Source organism: Pseudomonas koreensis (assembly GCF_025447595.1).
Taxonomy (GTDB): domain Bacteria; phylum Pseudomonadota; class Gammaproteobacteria; order Pseudomonadales; family Pseudomonadaceae; genus Aquipseudomonas; species Aquipseudomonas koreensis_H.
In genome coordinates this window covers 190,512-207,109 of sequence record NZ_JAOEJU010000007.1, presented here as the reverse complement: position 1 = coordinate 207,109, position 16,598 = coordinate 190,512, and the positions used below count along the sequence as shown (strand labels likewise).

The 16,598-nt window shown below is 61.5% G+C and carries 17 protein-coding genes; 5 read left to right on the top strand and 12 right to left on the bottom strand.

Annotated elements, in window-relative coordinates; all coding sequences use genetic code 11:
* Positions 1-45: 45 nt before the first annotated feature.
* Both N8H71_RS12200 and N8H71_RS12195 read right to left on the bottom strand, forming a co-directional pair.
* Positions 46-357 carry a cupin gene (locus tag N8H71_RS12200; protein WP_262194157.1) on the bottom strand — a complete coding sequence of 104 codons (312 nt, stop codon included), beginning with the start codon at positions 355-357 and terminating at the stop codon, positions 46-48.
* Positions 358-410: 53 nt separating this feature from the next.
* Positions 411-1,598 (bottom strand): MFS transporter, encoded by a 1,188-nt coding sequence (locus N8H71_RS12195; RefSeq protein WP_262194156.1) that lies wholly within the window; start codon positions 1,596-1,598, stop codon positions 411-413.
* A 91-nt stretch (positions 1,599-1,689) separates the two neighbouring features.
* Here N8H71_RS12195 and N8H71_RS12190 point away from each other — a divergent pair, with 91 nt between their 5' ends.
* Together N8H71_RS12190 and N8H71_RS12185 are read left to right on the top strand one after the other, a co-directional pair.
* A complete protein-coding gene (locus N8H71_RS12190; protein WP_262194155.1) occupies positions 1,690-2,232 on the top strand; it encodes a TetR/AcrR family transcriptional regulator in 543 nt (180 codons plus the stop codon).
* A gap of 133 nt (positions 2,233-2,365) precedes the next feature.
* Entirely contained in the window at positions 2,366-5,836 is a 3,471-nt protein-coding gene (locus N8H71_RS12185) for a hybrid sensor histidine kinase/response regulator (protein ID WP_262194154.1), read from the top strand.
* A 9-nt stretch (positions 5,837-5,845) separates the two neighbouring features.
* On the opposite strand, the gene rmuC is transcribed toward N8H71_RS12185, so the two are convergent.
* Both rmuC and N8H71_RS12175 read right to left on the bottom strand, forming a co-directional pair.
* Positions 5,846-7,210 (bottom strand): DNA recombination protein RmuC, encoded by a 1,365-nt coding sequence (rmuC, locus tag N8H71_RS12180; protein WP_262194165.1) that lies wholly within the window; start codon positions 7,208-7,210, stop codon positions 5,846-5,848.
* A gap of 175 nt (positions 7,211-7,385) precedes the next feature.
* Positions 7,386-7,709: a hypothetical protein gene (locus N8H71_RS12175; RefSeq protein WP_081493545.1), complete on the bottom strand. Its 324-nt coding sequence runs from the start codon at positions 7,707-7,709 to the stop codon at positions 7,386-7,388.
* 955 nt (positions 7,710-8,664) lie between these two features.
* Between N8H71_RS12175 and N8H71_RS12170 the strand changes: the two genes are divergently transcribed.
* From N8H71_RS12170 to N8H71_RS12160, 3 genes are all read left to right on the top strand, one after another.
* Complete coding sequence (locus tag N8H71_RS12170) at positions 8,665-8,889, top strand: hypothetical protein (protein WP_007950419.1); 225 nt, start codon at positions 8,665-8,667, stop codon at positions 8,887-8,889.
* A gap of 276 nt (positions 8,890-9,165) precedes the next feature.
* Positions 9,166-9,648: a hypothetical protein gene (locus tag N8H71_RS12165; protein ID WP_007950418.1), complete on the top strand. Its 483-nt coding sequence runs from the start codon at positions 9,166-9,168 to the stop codon at positions 9,646-9,648.
* Between the two features lie 146 nt (positions 9,649-9,794).
* Positions 9,795-11,066 carry an OmpP1/FadL family transporter gene (locus N8H71_RS12160; RefSeq protein ID WP_007950417.1) on the top strand — a complete coding sequence of 424 codons (1,272 nt, stop codon included), beginning with the start codon at positions 9,795-9,797 and terminating at the stop codon, positions 11,064-11,066.
* Between the two features lie 97 nt (positions 11,067-11,163).
* On the opposite strand, the gene N8H71_RS12155 is transcribed toward N8H71_RS12160, so the two are convergent.
* From N8H71_RS12155 to cobU, 8 genes are read right to left on the bottom strand one after another with little or no spacing between them, the layout of a single operon-like run.
* Positions 11,164-11,724: a glutathione peroxidase gene (locus tag N8H71_RS12155; RefSeq protein ID WP_127797348.1), complete on the bottom strand. Its 561-nt coding sequence runs from the start codon at positions 11,722-11,724 to the stop codon at positions 11,164-11,166.
* 55 nt (positions 11,725-11,779) lie between these two features.
* Positions 11,780-11,902, bottom strand: coding sequence for a hypothetical protein (locus N8H71_RS12150; RefSeq protein ID WP_262194153.1), 123 nt, complete (start codon positions 11,900-11,902; stop codon positions 11,780-11,782).
* Positions 11,899-13,107 carry an MFS transporter gene (locus tag N8H71_RS12145; RefSeq protein ID WP_262194151.1) on the bottom strand — a complete coding sequence of 403 codons (1,209 nt, stop codon included), beginning with the start codon at positions 13,105-13,107 and terminating at the stop codon, positions 11,899-11,901. Before N8H71_RS12145 ends, N8H71_RS12150 begins: the two co-directional genes overlap by 4 nt.
* A gap of 53 nt (positions 13,108-13,160) precedes the next feature.
* Positions 13,161-13,565: a MarR family winged helix-turn-helix transcriptional regulator gene (locus N8H71_RS12140; protein ID WP_007950413.1), complete on the bottom strand. Its 405-nt coding sequence runs from the start codon at positions 13,563-13,565 to the stop codon at positions 13,161-13,163.
* A 56-nt stretch (positions 13,566-13,621) separates the two neighbouring features.
* Positions 13,622-14,353, bottom strand: a complete 732-nt coding sequence (locus tag N8H71_RS12135; RefSeq protein ID WP_262194150.1) for an adenosylcobinamide-GDP ribazoletransferase — start codon at positions 14,351-14,353, stop codon at positions 13,622-13,624.
* A 1-nt stretch (position 14,354) separates the two neighbouring features.
* Complete coding sequence (gene cobC, locus N8H71_RS12130; protein ID WP_262194149.1) at positions 14,355-14,930, bottom strand: alpha-ribazole phosphatase family protein; 576 nt, start codon at positions 14,928-14,930, stop codon at positions 14,355-14,357.
* Positions 14,927-15,982 carry a nicotinate-nucleotide--dimethylbenzimidazole phosphoribosyltransferase gene (cobT, locus tag N8H71_RS12125; RefSeq protein WP_262194148.1) on the bottom strand — a complete coding sequence of 352 codons (1,056 nt, stop codon included), beginning with the start codon at positions 15,980-15,982 and terminating at the stop codon, positions 14,927-14,929. Before cobT ends, cobC begins: the two co-directional genes overlap by 4 nt.
* On the bottom strand, positions 15,979-16,500 hold the full coding sequence (gene cobU, locus N8H71_RS12120; RefSeq protein ID WP_085655475.1) for a bifunctional adenosylcobinamide kinase/adenosylcobinamide-phosphate guanylyltransferase: 522 nt from the start codon (positions 16,498-16,500) through the stop codon (positions 15,979-15,981). Before cobU ends, cobT begins: the two co-directional genes overlap by 4 nt.
* Positions 16,501-16,598 lie beyond the last annotated feature (98 nt).

Genomic DNA, 16,598 nt, shown 5'->3' with positions numbered 1-16,598 from the left:
TAACGGGTAATATCTCTAACTGTTATCTGTTTTGTAGATATGAAGTCAGACACTGCCCTCGGTTTCGATCACCAGAATCCGCGCTGCACCCTGGGGATGAGCGACGTGTTCAGTACCAATGGACGCGTAGAAGATGTCGCCAACGTCGAGCAAGGCCTGTTTCTCCTCACCTTCTTCGCGATAGCGCATGAGCACCTGACCGTCGAGCACCACGAACACTTCTTCACCGTCATTGACGTGCCATTTGTAGGGCTGATCGGTCCAGTGCAAACGCGTGGTGATGCCGTTCATGTTGGCGATGTCGAGCGCGCCCCAGGCGCGCTCGGCGGTAAAGGTCTTGCTGCGGATAATCTTCATGCGTCGGTCCGTGAGAAGAAGGGGCTGGCCAAGGCTAACCGAATCCAGAGGTGTTATGGAGTGCTGCAGGCCTTGGCTGCTTGCGCCCGAAAACTCATCAGCAGCGCACCAACCGCCAGCACAATCAGCACCGCGCCATACACATCGGTGGTAGCCAGTAAGCCCACGCTGTGGGTGAAGTGCCCGGCCAGCAGCGCCGGCAGGCAGAACGCCAGGTAACTCAGCACATAAAACGCCGACATCAACCCGGCACGCTCATGAGGCAATGCCAGTGGCACCAGGCTGCGCACCGCTCCGAGAAAACCGGAGCCAAAGCCACAACCGGCCACCAGCGTGCCGAAGAAGAACAGCGACAGACTGGCGCTGTGCACACCCAACAGAATCAGCACGATGCCGGCCGGCAGCAGGCTCGACCCGAGTTGCAGCGCCCGGGAGGCAGGACGGTTGCGCAACGTGAAGATCATCAGCGCACCGGTCACGGTCAGCGCCGCCACGGTGGCGCCACCGATCAGGTTGGAGGTGGAGCCAGTGGCCGTGCGCACCAGCGACGGCGCCAGCGAGGCATAAAAACCGCCGAGCGCCCAGGTCGCGGTGTTCAATGGCAACACTCGCCACAGCGTCGAACGCGCCTGAACCGGCACATTCAGGGTCGGCCGCAACGAGGCCCATGCCCCGGCCTGTGGCGAGACGCTTTCCGGCAGGCGCCAGACATAAATCCCCTGCAACACAAACAGCGCGAGCAGCAACCAGTAGGTCAATTGCAAAGGCGCCGGGGCGAACTCGGCCAGCAAGCCGCAACCCATGCCGCCCAACGCCATGCCCAGCAGCGGAGCAACGCTGTTGATCAAGGGCCCCTGCTGCCGGTCGGTGTCCAGCAGCGTCGCGCTCAACACAGCGGTGGCCATGCCGGTAGCGAAACCTTGCAGCACTCGCGCGCCGATCAGCCAGCCCACGCTATCGGCATAGATAAACAGCAGCATCGCCAGCGCATTGAGCATCACGGCGGTGAAGATCACAGGTTTTCGTCCCAGATGATCCGACAGCGAACCGACCGTCAGCAGCGCGGCCAGCAGACTGATGGCGTAGACGCCGAAAATCAGGGTCAGCACCGCTGCCGAAAAATGCAGCTGATCCTGGTACAGGTGATACAACGGTGTCGGCGCAGTGGAGGCGGCGAGAAAACTCAGTAAGGTGATCGCCAGAAACCACAGGCTGGAACGGTTGGATGCAAGGCTGGTCATGGGCACACTCCGCAAAAGCTAATTTTTTGCTTTTGCGGAGTGTGCTCTCGGCTTGCGCTTAAAGCAAATTCTTTGTGTTAAGGTCTGCCGCATGGCTATTAAAGAAAGTTTACGCCCCGGCGGCCGCAGTGCCCGGGTGCAAGAGTCGATTCACTCGGCAGTCCGCGCACTCCTGCAAGAACAGGAGCGCTCGGCGGTGACCGTCCCGCAAATCGCGGCGCGCGCCGGCGTGACGCCATCGACGATTTATCGACGCTGGGGAGATCTGGCGGCCTTACTGGCCGACGTCGCCCTCGCCCGCATGCGCCCCGACAGCGAGCCGGCTGAAACCGGCAGCCTGCGCAGCGATATCCGTGCGTGGGCCGAACAATACCTCGACGAAATGAGTTCGGAGCCCGGGCGCAACATGATGCGCGACGTGCAGGCGAGCGCGACGCCGGGCTATTGCGTGACGATCATCGGCGCGCAATTGCAGACCATCATCGAGCGCCACCCCGAGGAACCGGCGCCGAGCGTGGATCGGCTGATCAATCTGGTGGTGTCCCCGGTGGTGTTCCGCATTCTGTTTTCGGCAGCACCGCTGGAAGTCGAAGAACTGCACCGCTTGATCGACATCGCGCTTAAACCGGATTGATCACAGACTGCCCGGTTCTATTCCTGCGACACCCCGCCACGCCACGACCTTGGTCGACACTGACTAACCGCCGCGCCCGTGCGAGACTGTCTGACCGGGCGCGAGTCCGGTCGTTTTCTGTCGGGAGTGTTCCATGTCGTTGTCCACCGGGCTGATCGCCGCCGTCGCCCTGGCCTATATGGCCATCATGTTCGCCATCGCCTTCTACGGCGACCGTCGCAGCACACCGCTGCCGCCACGGGTGCGTGCCTGGGTGTACAGCCTGTCGCTGGCGGTCTATTGCACCAGCTGGACGTTTTTCGGCGCAGTCGGCCAGGCCGCCGAACAACTGTGGTCATTTCTGCCGATTTATCTGGGGCCGATCCTGCTGCTGCTCGGTGCGCCGTGGGTGCTGCAGAAAATGGTGATGATCAGCAAACAGGAGAACATCACCTCCATCGCCGACTTCATTGCCGCCCGTTACGGAAAATCCCAGTCCTTGGCGGTGGTCGTCGCGCTGATCTGTCTGGTCGGCGTCCTCCCCTATATAGCCTTGCAACTCAAAGGCATTGTCCTCGGCGTGAACCTGCTGATCGGTGCCGGCGCCGACGCCATGGGCACCCGCGCCCAGGACACGGCGCTGATCGTGTCACTGGTGCTGGCGCTGTTCACCATCGTCTTCGGTACGCGCAACCTCGATGCCACCGAGCACCACCGGGGCATGGTGCTGGCGATTGCCTTTGAATCGCTGGTCAAACTGTTCGCCTTCCTCGCCGTCGGTGCCTTCGTCACCTATGGGCTGTATGACGGTTTCGACGACCTGTTCAATCAGGCAATGCTCGCCCCGCGTCTTGAGGAATACTGGAAAGAAACCATCAACTGGCCGTCGATGGTGGTGCAGACCGGCGTGGCGATGATGGCGATCATCTGCCTGCCCCGGCAGTTCCACGTGACGGTGGTCGAGAACATCGACCCGCAGGATCTGCGTCTGGCCAAATGGGTATTCCCCGCCTACCTCGCTCTGGCCGCGCTGTTTGTAGTCCCTATCGCTCTGGCCGGTCAGATGATGCTGCCCAGCTCGGTCATCCCCGACTCTTTCGTCATCAGCCTTCCCTTGGCCCAGGCCCACCCGGCGCTGGCGATGCTGGCGTTTATCGGCGGTGCGTCTGCGGCCACCGGCATGGTGATCGTGGCGAGTGTGGCGCTGTCGACCATGGTCTCCAACGACATGCTGTTGCCGTGGCTGCTGCGCCGCAACAATGCCGAGCGGCCGTTCGAAGTGTTCCGTCAATGGATGCTCTCGGTGCGTCGGGTCAGCATCGTGGTGATTTTGTTGCTGGCTTACGTCAGCTACCGCTTGCTCGGCTCGACCGCGAGTCTGGCGACCATCGGCCAGATTGCTTTCGCGGCGGTCACACAACTGGCCCCCGCGATGCTCGGCGCGCTGTACTGGAAACAGGCCAACCGCCGCGGCGTGTTCGCCGGCCTCGCCGCCGGCACGTTCCTGTGGTTCTACACCCTGATCCTGCCGATCGCTGCGCGCAGCCTCGGCTGGTCGCTGGACAGTTTCCCCGGCCTCGCCTGGCTGCACAGCAACCCACTGAATCTGCCGATTACCCCGCTGACCCAAGGCGTGGTGCTGTCACTGGCGGGCAACTTCACGTTGTTTGCCTGGGTCTCGGTGCTGTCGCGTACCCGAGTGTCGGAACACTGGCAGGCCGGACGTTTCATCGGTCAGGAAATCAGCGCGCGGCCGAGTGCGCGGTCGATGTTGGCGGTGCAGATCGACGACTTGCTGCAACTGGCAGCACGCTTTGTCGGTGAAGAGCGCGCGAGGCAGAGCTTCATCCGCTTCGCCTACCGCCAGGGCAAAGGGTTCAACCCGAACCAGAACGCCGACGGCGAATGGATCGCCCACACCGAGCGTCTGCTGGCGGGTGTCCTCGGCGCCTCTTCGACGCGAGCTGTAGTAAAAGCCGCCATCGAAGGTCGGGAAATGCAGCTGGAGGACGTCGTCCGGATCGCCGATGAAGCCTCGGAAGTGCTGCAGTTCAACCGCGCGCTGTTGCAAGGCGCCATCGAAAACATTACCCAAGGCATCAGCGTGGTTGACCAGTCCTTGAAACTGGTGGCCTGGAATCGTCGCTATCTGGAGCTGTTCAACTATCCGGACGGCTTGATCAGCGTCGGCCGACCGATTGCCGACATCATTCGCCACAACGCCGAGCGTGGTTTGTGCGGCCCCGGTGAAGCGGAAGTTCACGTCGCCCGGCGCCTGCACTGGATGCGTCAGGGCCGCGCCCACACCTCCGAGCGACTGTTCCCCAACGGCCGGGTGATCGAGCTGATCGGCAACCCGATGCCCGGCGGCGGTTTCGTCATGAGTTTCACCGACATCACCGCTTTCCGCGAAGCCGAACAGGCCCTGACTGAAGCCAACGAAGGGCTGGAGCAACGGGTCAGCGAACGGACTCAGGAATTGTCGCAACTCAACGTCGCGCTGACCGAAGCCAAGGGCAATGCCGAGGCGGCCAACCAGTCCAAGACCCGCTTCCTCGCCGCCGTCAGTCACGACCTGATGCAGCCATTGAATGCGGCGCGGCTGTTCTCCGCCGCCCTCTCCCACCAGGACGACGGCTTGAGCGGCGAAGCGCAGAAACTGGTGCAGCACCTGGACAGCTCGCTGCGTTCGGCCGAAGACCTGATCAGCGACCTGCTGGACATTTCCCGCCTGGAAAACGGCAAGATCAACCCGGATCGCAAGCCGTTCGTGGTCAATGAGCTGTTCGATATCCTCGGCGCGGAGTTCAAGGCACTGGCCCAGGAACAGGGTCTGAGCTTCCGGGTACGCGGCAGTCAGTTGCGCATCGACAGCGACATCAAGTTGCTGCGGCGCATTCTGCAAAATTTCCTGACCAACGCGTTCCGCTACGCCAAAGGGCCGGTGCTGCTGGGCGTACGTCGGCGAAAAGGCGAAATCTGTCTGGAAGTGTGGGATCGCGGGCCGGGGATTCCGGAGGACAAACAGCAGGTGATCTTCGAGGAATTCAAACGCCTCGACAGCCACCAGACCCGCGCCGAAAAAGGCCTGGGCCTGGGCCTGGCGATCGCCGATGGCCTGTGCCGCGTACTCGGCCACACCTTGCGCGTGCGCTCATGGCCGGGTCGCGGCAGCGTATTCAGTGTCCGCGTGCCGCTGGCCCGGGCGCAGACCGTGCAGCCGCCCGCGACGGTGGAGGTCAATGGCAAATTGCACAGCGGTGCGCAGGTGCTGTGCATCGACAACGAAGACAGCATTCTGATCGGCATGAACAGCCTGCTCACACGCTGGGGCTGTCAGGTCTGGACCGCGCGCAACCGCGAAGAATGCGCGGCGCTGCTCGACGACGGCGTGCGGCCACAATTGGCGCTGGTGGACTATCACCTGGATCACGGCGAAACCGGCACCGATCTGATGGCCTGGTTACGCACAAGGCTGGGCGAGCCGGTGCCGGGGGTGGTGATCAGCGCCGACGGACATCCGGAAACCGTGGCGCAGGTTCATGCAGCGGGGCTGGATTATCTGGCCAAACCGGTGAAACCGGCCGCGTTGCGAGCGTTGTTGAGTCGCTATTTGCCGCTCTAGCAGAGCGGCTTATTCTGGCAGTTCGACCAAGCCGTCGGCGTCGGTCATTGCGCGTTCCAGCAGGTCCGCCGGCAGGCTTTTGCTGGCCCGCGCGCCGAGTAGCTTGAGCTGTTCGCTGCGGCTGACCAGGTTGCCGCGCCCTTCCGTCAGCTTGTTGCGCGCCGCGCTGTAGGCCTTGTCCAGTTGCTGCAAGCGATTGCCGACTTCGTCCAGATCCTGAATGAACAACACGAACTTGTCGTACAGCCAACCGGCGCGCTCGGCGATTTCCCGGGCGTTCTGACTCTGCCGCTCCTGCTTCCACAAGCTGTCGATGACTCGCAGCGTCGCCAGCAATGTGGTCGGGCTGACGATCACGATGTTGCGGTCGAACGCTTCCTGGAACAACGCCGGCTCGGCTTGCAACGCGGCGGAGAACGCCGCTTCGATGGGCACGAACAGCAAGACGAAATCCAGGCTGTGCAAGCCTTCCAGACGCTTGTAATCCTTGCCGGCCAAACCTTTGACGTGACTGCGCAGGGACAGCACGTGCTGCTTCATGGCGATCTGCGCGATGGCGTCGTCGTCCGCCGCCACGTATTGCTGATACGCGGTGAGGCTGACCTTGGAGTCGACCACCACCTGCTTGTCGCCCGGCAGGTAAATGATCACGTCCGGCTGGAAACGCTCTCCGTCCGGGCCCTTGAGATTGACCTGGGTCTGGTATTCGCGGCCCTTCTCCAGCCCGGCGTGCTCAAGCACGCGCTCGAGAATCAGTTCACCCCAGTTGCCCTGGGTTTTCTGCCCCTTCAGGGCGCGGGTCAGGTTGGTCGCTTCATCACTCAAGCGCAGGTTCAGTTGCTGTAGACGCTCCAGCTCTTTGGCCAGCGAAAAACGCTCGCGGGCCTCTGCCTGATAGCTTTCCTCGACACGCTTTTCGAATGACTGGATGCGTTCTTTCAAAGGATCAAGCAACTGGCCGAGGCGCTGCTGACTGGTTTCGGCGAAGCGTTGTTCGCGCTCATCGAAGATCTTGCCGGCCAGTTCGGCGAACTGCGCGCGCAGTTCGTCGCGGGAACCTTGCAGGTCATCCAGGCGTTGTTGATGGCTTTCCTGCTGCTCGCGCAATTCGGCATTCAGCGAAGCCGCCTGGGCGTCCAGGCGCCGTAATTCGGTTTCCTTGCTGGCACGTTCGAGGTTCCAGGCGTGGGCGGCGTCACGGGCGTCATCGCGCTCGATCTGCAACAGCTCGACTTCCCGGCGCACGGCCGCAAGATCCGCCTGTTTGGAGGCATTGGCCTGGCCGAGGTCGGCGATTTCATCGCGGCAGGCTTCAAGTTGTGCCGTGAGACCGTCCTGGGCCATCTGGGCCATGGCCAGCCGCTCTTCGAGCAACGCGACTTCAGACTGGTTCTGACTCGCCCGGCGTTGCAGTTGCCAGGCCAGTGCCAGCAACGGCACGGCCGCGCCTGCCAGCCCCAGCAGGATGCTGGTCAAGTCCATCGCCATAGTGATTCCCGCCGATCCGATAAAGCCTGAAGGTTAACCAAGGCGTCCGGTGTTGGACAGCTCAGTCTTCGATCAGACCGAGTTCCTGTTGCGCGCGCCGGTCACCGGCACGGGCGGCCTGGCGCAACAGGTCCTGGCCGATGCGGCGATCCCGAGCATTACCGCACTCGCGGCACATCAGCTGGCCAAGGCGACTTTGCGCGGCCACCACCCCTTCCCGGGCCGGTTGCTTGAGCAGGCGGCCGGCGAGGTGCTTGGCATTCTGGCTGTCGCCCAGACGCGGGCTGTCCAGCAGCCATTCGGCCACACGCACGGAAAATCGCTTGGGAGCGGTAACACGAGGGGGTTGGGAGGTAACAGATTCTGGAGCTGAACGAAACTTCATAAAGCACTGTGGGACAGATCGGAAGGCGCGCCACTCTACTCTTTTTTTCGCACAGGTAAAGTCGAAAAAAACCCGGCACGCCCGTGCTAGAGCAAGCGCTCGGGACAATCCACAGAAGCTGTGGATAACTCAGTGGACAACCGCCTCCAACACGTCGCAAAGCCTTGTGGAACGGGGCCCGCGCTCAAACTGACGATTTTTTCACCAGTTAAAAAAAGCGATGTTTTTCATTGACTTAAACTTTTGATGCAGGCAGCGACCCGGGTCAGGATTGTTGTGACAGTGCCGTTACAGTCTGCGCAACTAATGTGCACAAGTACCTGTTACGCGGTTATATCGGTGCGCCTTTTCGGGTCGTTTTGAGAGAGAGGCTGGGGATAAGCCGGACGGGGTGCGCGCCCGTGGCCACAACGCCACGGCGACCAGCGGTCGTGATATGAGCCAGATCGGGGCAGGCGCTGGTCCGGACTACTTCTACAATATATTTTTTACGCAATCCGGTTTGCCTTCCGCTGGCTGTTCCGTTAGTATCCGCGGCGTTAGTACCAAGCTGAAAGTCAATTCCGGTCGAACACACCCCACGGTCAGCCTTCTCTCAAAGAAGCCTCCACCGACAAAAGCGGGACCGACCCCTCGATGGTTTCCAGGTAAATCTTGCGACAACACAGCCTTTGAATCGAATGCAAAGGGTGTTGCGAAGACCACTTACTCTGACCGAACCAACCTGCAGATTGATCAGGATCTTCACCCCGGGCCCAGAACCTCTGCCCTCGATGTGTTGCCTGTCCTCCTAAGTACCTACCTGCCAGCCCAAGCGCGCCAACTTTTATAGCGCTCGAACTGGCTGCCTTGTTCCAGTCGGGTTCTTCGTTCGACCAATGGTGGTTGGCGTTACTGGAACGTTTTAACGTTGCACGGTTCTTATCCGTGTCATTTGTAGGAACACCTAATAACTATGTCGACTCAAATCCAGACTCAGGATGCCATTCGCACCCTAACCAACGCTTTTGCTCCAATGAACTGCCTGATCATGGCCGCTCGCAAAGGCTGCTTCAGCTTCACCGTGGTCAATGAACACGGGATCGCCCGCCACAGCGAGCGTCTGTACCCCGATCAATACTCCAGCGCCGAACCGCTGCAGGCCGTGATTGATCGCACCCGCCAGGCATTGATCGCCTGAGAGGCCGAAATGGCTGCAAAAGCAAAAGCCCCGCTGAAAATGCGGGGCTTTTTATTGCCCGATGTTTCACTTTTGTCACTTTCTGCCTAATCACTATCCGATATAACGGTTATAACGCCTCGCCGGAAATATTTTAAAAACAGGCCTTTACGTCGCGAATATGACACTACACTTCAACTCAAGCGGCGTGATCCGCTTCCGGCGAGCCTGAGTCGATCCACAGCTGCCAAGCTCCCCTTCAGGTCTCGCCGCCCGACAACAAGATCCGAGGGTTTTATGGGTATCGCTGCCAGCGAACTGTGCCGCTATGTGATCCGTCCTACGCTGATCTACCTGGGACGCCACTGCGCAACTGCCGAATCCCTGTTGCTGGGCATTGCCGCCAGCCAGTCCGCCCTCGGTTCCGCCCTGCATGACCGCCGTGGCCACGGCCTGTACCGGATTGCCGAACACCGTCACCAGGCCCTCTGGGATCATTACCTTGCACTGGATCCGGAACGTGCCAGCCTGGTGCGCGGCCTCGCCAGCCAGCATGCCTTCCTCAGCGGCCCGCACCTGGAACTGACCGTCAACCTGCGTTACGCCACAGCCATCGCCTGGCTGCTGGTGGAAGAACAAAACCCTGTCCTCCCCGAGCCGGACGATCTGCTGGGCATGGCGCGCATCTGGCGTCAGACCTTCCAGCCGCAAGGTCGTCTTCGTGATTTCACCTGCGCCTGGCAAACCTGTGTTTCACCGCTGAATCAGGTCGCTTGCTGACCCACCGGTTTCGCAACATCGCCCAACGAGTAGCGAATCTGGTCGGATTGTCCTACAAAACCGCTCTAAATCAAGCCATACGGACTATAGCGCCGGGACGAAAATGTTGGTAATTTTCGCCCCGGTGATCACCAGGAGTTCTAATAATGAAAAAAGTCATGCTCAAAACCACCCTTAGCCTTGCCGTAACCGTGGCATCCACCCAGATCTTCGCAGCTGGCTTTGCCATCAACGAACACAGCATCAGCGGGATGGGGACTGGGTACGCCGGGCGATCTTCTTCTGCCGACGACGCAAGTACTGTTTACGGCAACCCTGCCGGCATGTCGCGCATCACGCGCGAACAAGTCACTGGCGGTGTTGCATTCCTCGACGCAAAAACCGATATCAGCGATGGCAGCTCCAGCCCTAACGGCGGCAGCAACAAAGGCGATATGGTGCCCTTCACCTCCGTACCTATGGGCTACTACGTCAAGCCGATCGACGAGCATTGGGCATTCGGCCTGGGTGTGTACGTACCCTTCGGCCTGATTACCGATTATGAAAACGGCTTCGCCGGCCGTTACTTCGGCAGCAAGTCCGAAGTCCAAGTCATTACCTTCCAGCCAACCGTCAGCTACAAGTTCAACGACGTGGTGTCGATCGGTTTCGGTCCGACCATCAACCGCATCGACGGTGCGCTGGAATCCAACCTGTCGATCACTCAGGCTGCGCCGGACGGCAAGGTCAAGATCAAGGGTGACGACACCGCACTGGGCTACAACATCGGCGTGCTGGTACAGGCTACCGACACCACTCGCCTGGGTCTGACCTACCACTCGAAAGTCGACTACAAGCTCGAAGGCAACACCAAGGTCAACTACGGTGTGCTGGGCGCGATCGGCCTGGGTGCGAACCAGAAATACGATGCTTCACTGAAGATCACCACACCTGAATCCGTGGACCTCTCGGTCACTCAGGCGATCAACGATCGCTGGAACGTCTACGCCGGTACCACCTGGACCCGCTGGAGCCAGCTGGAAAAGATCACCGTCAAGAACTCCGGCGTACAGCCTCTGCTGGCTGGCCAGTTCGGCGAGATCACCGAAGAACAGAACTGGCATGACACCTGGGCTTACGCCATCGGTACCTCCTACCAGCTGAACAAGGAATGGGTACTGCGTACCGGCCTGACCTTCGACCAGTCGCCGACCAACAACGTCGACCGTTCGCCACGTATCCCGACCGGCGACCGGACCATCTTCAGCATCGGTGCCGGCTGGAGCCCGACCGAAGACCTGACCATCGACGTTGCCTACTCGTACCTGAAGGAAGAGAAGGTCAACATCCGCAACGAAAACGATCGTGGCCAGAGCTACAACTCGCAGTATGAAAACTCGGCAAACGGCTTCGGTGTCGGCGCAACCTACCGCTTCTGATGCTGCACGGCGAGGCTGAGCTCTTTACCATTTGAGGCCTCGCCCATTAAAAAGCCCCGCTCTCTTCACAGAGGCGGGGCTTTTTAATGGGCGTCGATCAGGGTTTCAGCGGTTTGGAGGCAATGGCTTTCTCGATGGCCGCCAGAAACTCCGGATCATCCGGCTTGGTCAGGCTGGAGAAGTTGGCAATCACCTTGCCCTGGCGATCGATGACGTATTTGTAGAAATTCCACTTCGGCGCGCTGCTCTGCTTGGCCAGCACCTGGAACAAGTGAGTGGCATCGTCACCCCGGACCTTCTGTGGCTCGGTCATGGTGAACGTCACGCCGTAGTTGGCGTAGCAGACCTTGGCGGTCTCGGCGCTGTCCTTGGACTCCTGCTTGAAGTCATTGGACGGCACGCCGAGCATTTCCAGGCCCTGGGCCTTGTAGCGCTGATTGAGCGCTTCGAGCCCCTCGAACTGCGGCGCGAAACCACAGAAGCTGGCGGTATTGATCACCACCAGCGGTTTGTCGGCGTAGCGCTGACACAGGTCGATGGATTCCTTGGCCCGCAACTTGGGCAACGAACCTTGCAACAGATCCGGACAGTCCGCGGCCTGGGCCAGTCCGGTCAACGCCATCAGCAACGCGGGAACAGCACACCAGCGCTTGAGCATGTCGGGCATCCTTGAGCAATCGTCAGACCTCGACGTTACTCGCCCTCCCGCCGGTCTAGCAAGCGCCCATGCCCAATTGCATCAGCGCCAGCCCGCCCTGATGCCAGCCCCACCACACCAGCGCCAGCAACGCGGCGCCGAGTGCGGTGATGACGATCTGCGGCCAGAAACGGTTCATGCAGCGCTCGCACGCGGTTGCAGGCGCTCGACCGGACGCTCGCGCACCGGCCAGTTCAGCGCGGCTGCCAGCAGGCTCAAAAGAATCGCCACTTGCCAGATCAAGTCATAACTCCCGGTCCGGTCATACACCACCCCGCCCAGCCAGCCGCCGAGGAACGAACCCAACTGATGGAACAGGAACACGATACCGCCGAGCATGGACAGATTTCGCACACCAAACAAGGTCGCCACCGTACCGTTGGTCAACGGCACCGTCGACAACCACAGGAAGCCCACGGCCATGCCGAACAGATAGGCCGAGGTCGTCGTCACCGGCAGCCACAGGAACAGCACGATGACCACGGCGCGCAACAGATACAACCCGGTCAGCAGACGCGGCTTGGACATCCGCCCGCCGAGCCAACCGGCGGTGTAAGTGCCGAAGATATTGAACAGACCGATCAACGCCAGCACCGTGGTGCCGACACTGGCCGGCAAATGCTGATCGACCAGATACGCCGGCAGATGCACACCGATGAACACCACCTGAAATCCGCAGACGAAAAAACCGAACGCCAGCAGCCAGAACCCGGAATGCGAGCACGCCTCGCGCAGGGCTTCAGACAGGGTTTGCTCATGGCCGAGCACCGGCAGCGGTTTGTCCTTGAGCATGCTCACCAGCGGCACGATTAGCGCCACCAACAGGCCCAGCACCAGCAACGCCGCCGACCAGCCCAGCCAGCCGATCAGTCCTAGGGTGCCCGGCAGCATGGCGAACTGGCCGAAAGAACCGGCGGCACTGGCGATGCCCATGCCCATGCTGCGTTTTTCCGGCGGCACAGCGCGGCCGACCACACCGAGGATGACCGAGAACGAGGTGCCGGACAGACCGATGCCAATCAACAGACCAGCACTCAGGGACAGGCCCAGCGCCGTTTCCGAGAGGCCCATGAACACCAGGCCCAAGGCGTAGAGCACACCGCCGATCAGCACCACTTTTGCCGCGCCAAAGCGGTCGGCCAATGCGCCGGTAAACGGTTGCGCCAGACCCCAGATCAGGTTCTGCAAGGCGATGGCGAAGGCGAACACCTCACGGCCCCAGCCAAACTGGGCGCTCATCGGCGACAGAAACAATCCGAAACCGTGCCGCACGCCCAATGACAACGCCAGAATCAGCGCACTCCCCAGCAACACCCACCCGCACGTACGCCACATCGAACTCATTGTTATTCTCCAGTCGCGGGTATATACCCGCTTAGATTCGGAAAAACCGGCCCTCAGGCCAGTTCATCCAATAGCCGCAGCAAGGTTTCACGCTTCTCGGCACCCAGTCGGTCGATTAACCGCTGTTGCGCCGCTTCCCAGGCCGGCAGGGCCGCTGCCAGGCGTTGAGCACCGGTTTCGGTGAGCCGGACGATGCGGTTGCGCATGTCTTCGCCCTCGGCCAGCGCCACCAGGCCCTCGCCTTCCAGCACCCGCAGATTGCGCCCGAGGGTGCTGCGATCCAGGCCCATCGCTTCGGCCAGTTCGGAAATGCTCGGCTGATCCAGCCGTTGCAGGTTGCACAGCAAAGAATACTGGGCAACGTTGATCCCGAAGCCGTCGAGAGCGCCGTCGTAATGCCTGCTGACGCCACGCGCGGCGCGACGCAGGTTGGTGCACAAACACTGAGAAGGAAGCATGATGCGTGTATATACCCGCGACTGTGTTAAATCAAGTTACAGATCAAAGTTACTTATCAAAACAAGGCCAGCCCGACCAGCAGTGACATCTCCAGCAATTCCAGCAAGGCACCGGCCGTATCACCGGTGGTTCCACCAAGTCGCCGCACCATCAGATGCCGCAGCCAGATGAACACGACGACCGCCAGCAGCAACGCCACGACAGCGTTGAACCCGGCGATCACCACACACGCCGCCGCACTCACCGCCAGCACCTGCCAACCCTTTTTGCGTGGCAGATGATCGGCCAGCGCCTGCCCCAATCCACCAGCGCGGACATAGGTTGTGGTAAGGAACAATCCGAGCAGCGCCGCTCGCCCGATCAGCGGCACGATGATCAATGCCATGCCCTGCTGCTGTTCGATCAAGGCCAGCAACGCGGCGAACTTGAGCAGCAACACCAGCACCAGCGTCACCACCGCGATCGGCCCGCTGCGTGGATCCTTCATGATCGTCAGCGTACGCTCGCGATCACCGAAGCCGCCGAGCCAGGCATCGGCGCTGTCCGCCAACCCATCGAGGTGCAACGCGCCGCTGAGCAGCACCCACACTGTCAGCAACAGCGCCGCGTGCAACAGCAATGGCGCGCCCGCCAACGCAATGTTCAGCGCCCAAAGAATCACGCCGAACAGCAAGCCCACCAGCGGATAGAACAGCAGCGAGCGCCCGAGCTGTTCAGGCGCCGGCATGCCCGGCAGACGAATCGGCAGGCTGCTGAGAAATTGCAGGGCGATCCACAGGGGCAGCATGTCAGCAGACTTCCCTGAGCGAACCGTCTGCTTCGACGATCAGCGAAAACAGCGCGCCGTGGCCGACTTCGACATTGAGCAGTTGTTCGCGAGGCAAACCACGGGCCCGCGCCAGCAGCAGACGCATCACGCCGCCATGGCTGACCAACAACACCCGCTCACCGGCGTGCGCCGCGTGCAGTCGCATCACCGCCGCCAGCACCCGTACCGAAAAATCGCTGACCGGCTCACCCTGCGGCGGGGTAAATCCATACGGATCAGCCCAGAACAGACCGAGCGCTTCGGCATCTGTTTCCATCAGTGCCGCGGCGCTCTGCCCTTCCCAGGCACCGAAATGCAGCTCTTGCAGATTCTTGTCCAGAGATACCGGCAGACCTAGCTGCGCGCCCAACTCATCAGCGAATCGCGAGCAACGCTGCAACGGCGAACTGACCAGCCGATCCCACGGCCCCTGCCCGCTCACCGCCTCACGCATCTGCGCCCAGCCTTTTTCGGTCAACGCATCGTCGAGGCTGCCGCGCAGGCCTCCGCCGAGTTCGGTTTCACCGTGGCGCAGCAGACCCAGACGCAAAGTCATGCCGGGCGATCCGCCACCGCTGCTTCGGCAAAGGTCGCCATCTGCCCGTGCAGGTCGCAGGCCAGACGCAACAAGGGCACCGCCAGCGCCGCGCCACTGCCCTCGCCCAGACGCAGACCCAGTTCGAGCAGCGGCTCAGCGCCAAGGGTTTCCAGCACATGGCGATGACCCGGCTCCGCACCGCGATGACCGAACAGCAGCCACTCACGGCAGGCCGGATTCAGGCGTACTGCCACCAGCGCCGCGACGGTGCAGATGAAACCGTCCACCAGCACCGCCACACCTTCCTGAGCACACGCGAGATACGCGCCAACCAAAGCCGCAATCTCGAAGCCGCCGAGATTGAACAGGGTCTGCAACGCGTCGCCACGCTGCGCCGCGTGCAGTGCCAGCGCCCGCTCGATCACCTGCGCCTTGTGGCTGACGCCTTCGGCATTCAGTCCGGTGCCAGGACCGGTCAGATGCGCCACCGGGCAATCGAGCAGCGCACAGGCCAGCGCACTGGCGGCCGTGGTGTTACCGATGCCCATTTCGCCGCCGATGAACAATTGCGCACCCGCCGCCTTCGCACGCAGCACGCTGTCGCGACCGCCCTGCAAGGCGAGTTCGCCCTGGGCCTGAGTCATCGCCGCGCCCTTGGCGAAATTCGCCGTGCCCGGGCCGATGTTCAGGTGACGCACGCCCGGCAGGTTCAACGACGGCTTCACCGTGCCCAGATCCACCACTTCCAGCTGCGCGCCGAGTTGCCGCGCCAGCACGCTGATCGCCGCGCCGCCGCTGACGAAATTCAGCAGCATCTGCCCGGTGACTTCCTGCGGGAACGCGGAAACCCCTTCGGCGACAACGCCATGGTCGCCGGCAAAAATCGTGATCCAGACTTGATCCAGTGTCGGCTTGACCTGGCCCTGCAATCCGGCCAGTTGCACCGCCACCGATTCGAGCTGCCCGAGGGAGCCGGCGGGTTTGGTCAATTGCTGTTGACGCGCCGCGGCGTTTTCAACGGCGTTCGTATCCACCGGTTTGCACGGGTTCAGCCACCAGGCTTGAGTCATAACGCAGGTCCTTTCAGAGTCAGGGGCAGGCCGGCGACCGTCAGGACGACTCGCTGACAACGCTCGGCCAGAGCTTGATGCAGCCAACCGGCTTCATCGACATAGCGGCGAGTCAATTCGCCCAGCGGCACGACACCCATTCCGGTCTCGTTGCTGACAAAAATGATTTCACCCGGCAGCGACGCCAGGCATTCGAGCAGGGCTTCGCGTTCGGCGGCGAGGCGTTCGGCGTCGTCGAGCATCAGCAGATTGGTCAGCCACAGCGTCAGGCAATCCACCAGCAGGCAACGCTCGGGACCGGCGTTTTCGCGCAGGACACGGGCCAGTTCCAGCGGCTCTTCGATCAGAGCCCATTCAGCGGGACGGCGGGCGCGATGGTGAGCGACGCGCTCATTCATCTCGCCATCCAGCGGCTGACTGGTAGCGATGTAAGTGACGGCGAGTGCGCTGTCAGTGGCGAGTTTTTCGGCCAGACGACTTTTGCCAGAGCGGGCGCCGCCGAGGATCAACTGGAGCATGGGGGCATCCTGAAAAAAATTCGTTGAAACAACTGACCTCTTCGCGGGCAAGCCCGCTCCCACAATGGATTTAGGCCAAGCATGGCATTTGAGTACAC

What these genes read in the sequence shown, in the direction of transcription:
- N8H71_RS12145 (WP_262194151.1), bottom strand. Translation starts at nt 13,107, where the DNA reads ATGAGTTCGATGTGGCGTACGTGCGGGTGGGTGTTGCTGGGGAGTGCG.
- N8H71_RS12175 (WP_081493545.1), bottom strand. Translation starts at nt 7,709, where the DNA reads ATGAAGTTTCGTTCAGCTCCAGAATCTGTTACCTCCCAACCCCCTCGT.
- N8H71_RS12140 (WP_007950413.1), bottom strand. Translation starts at nt 13,565, where the DNA reads ATGCTTCCTTCTCAGTGTTTGTGCACCAACCTGCGTCGCGCCGCGCGT.
- N8H71_RS12195 (WP_262194156.1), bottom strand. Translation starts at nt 1,598, where the DNA reads ATGACCAGCCTTGCATCCAACCGTTCCAGCCTGTGGTTTCTGGCGATC.
- cobU (WP_085655475.1), bottom strand. Translation starts at nt 16,500, where the DNA reads ATGCTCCAGTTGATCCTCGGCGGCGCCCGCTCTGGCAAAAGTCGTCTG.
- cobC (WP_262194149.1), bottom strand. Translation starts at nt 14,930, where the DNA reads ATGACTTTGCGTCTGGGTCTGCTGCGCCACGGTGAAACCGAACTCGGC.
- N8H71_RS12200 (WP_262194157.1), bottom strand. Translation starts at nt 357, where the DNA reads ATGAAGATTATCCGCAGCAAGACCTTTACCGCCGAGCGCGCCTGGGGC.
- N8H71_RS12170 (WP_007950419.1), top strand. Translation starts at nt 8,665, where the DNA reads ATGTCGACTCAAATCCAGACTCAGGATGCCATTCGCACCCTAACCAAC.
- N8H71_RS12165 (WP_007950418.1), top strand. Translation starts at nt 9,166, where the DNA reads ATGGGTATCGCTGCCAGCGAACTGTGCCGCTATGTGATCCGTCCTACG.
- N8H71_RS12155 (WP_127797348.1), bottom strand. Translation starts at nt 11,724, where the DNA reads ATGCTCAAGCGCTGGTGTGCTGTTCCCGCGTTGCTGATGGCGTTGACC.
- cobT (WP_262194148.1), bottom strand. Translation starts at nt 15,982, where the DNA reads ATGACTCAAGCCTGGTGGCTGAACCCGTGCAAACCGGTGGATACGAAC.
- N8H71_RS12160 (WP_007950417.1), top strand. Translation starts at nt 9,795, where the DNA reads ATGAAAAAAGTCATGCTCAAAACCACCCTTAGCCTTGCCGTAACCGTG.
- N8H71_RS12190 (WP_262194155.1), top strand. Translation starts at nt 1,690, where the DNA reads ATGGCTATTAAAGAAAGTTTACGCCCCGGCGGCCGCAGTGCCCGGGTG.
- N8H71_RS12185 (WP_262194154.1), top strand. Translation starts at nt 2,366, where the DNA reads ATGTCGTTGTCCACCGGGCTGATCGCCGCCGTCGCCCTGGCCTATATG.
- N8H71_RS12150 (WP_262194153.1), bottom strand. Translation starts at nt 11,902, where the DNA reads ATGAACCGTTTCTGGCCGCAGATCGTCATCACCGCACTCGGCGCCGCG.
- N8H71_RS12135 (WP_262194150.1), bottom strand. Translation starts at nt 14,353, where the DNA reads ATGCTGCCCCTGTGGATCGCCCTGCAATTTCTCAGCAGCCTGCCGATT.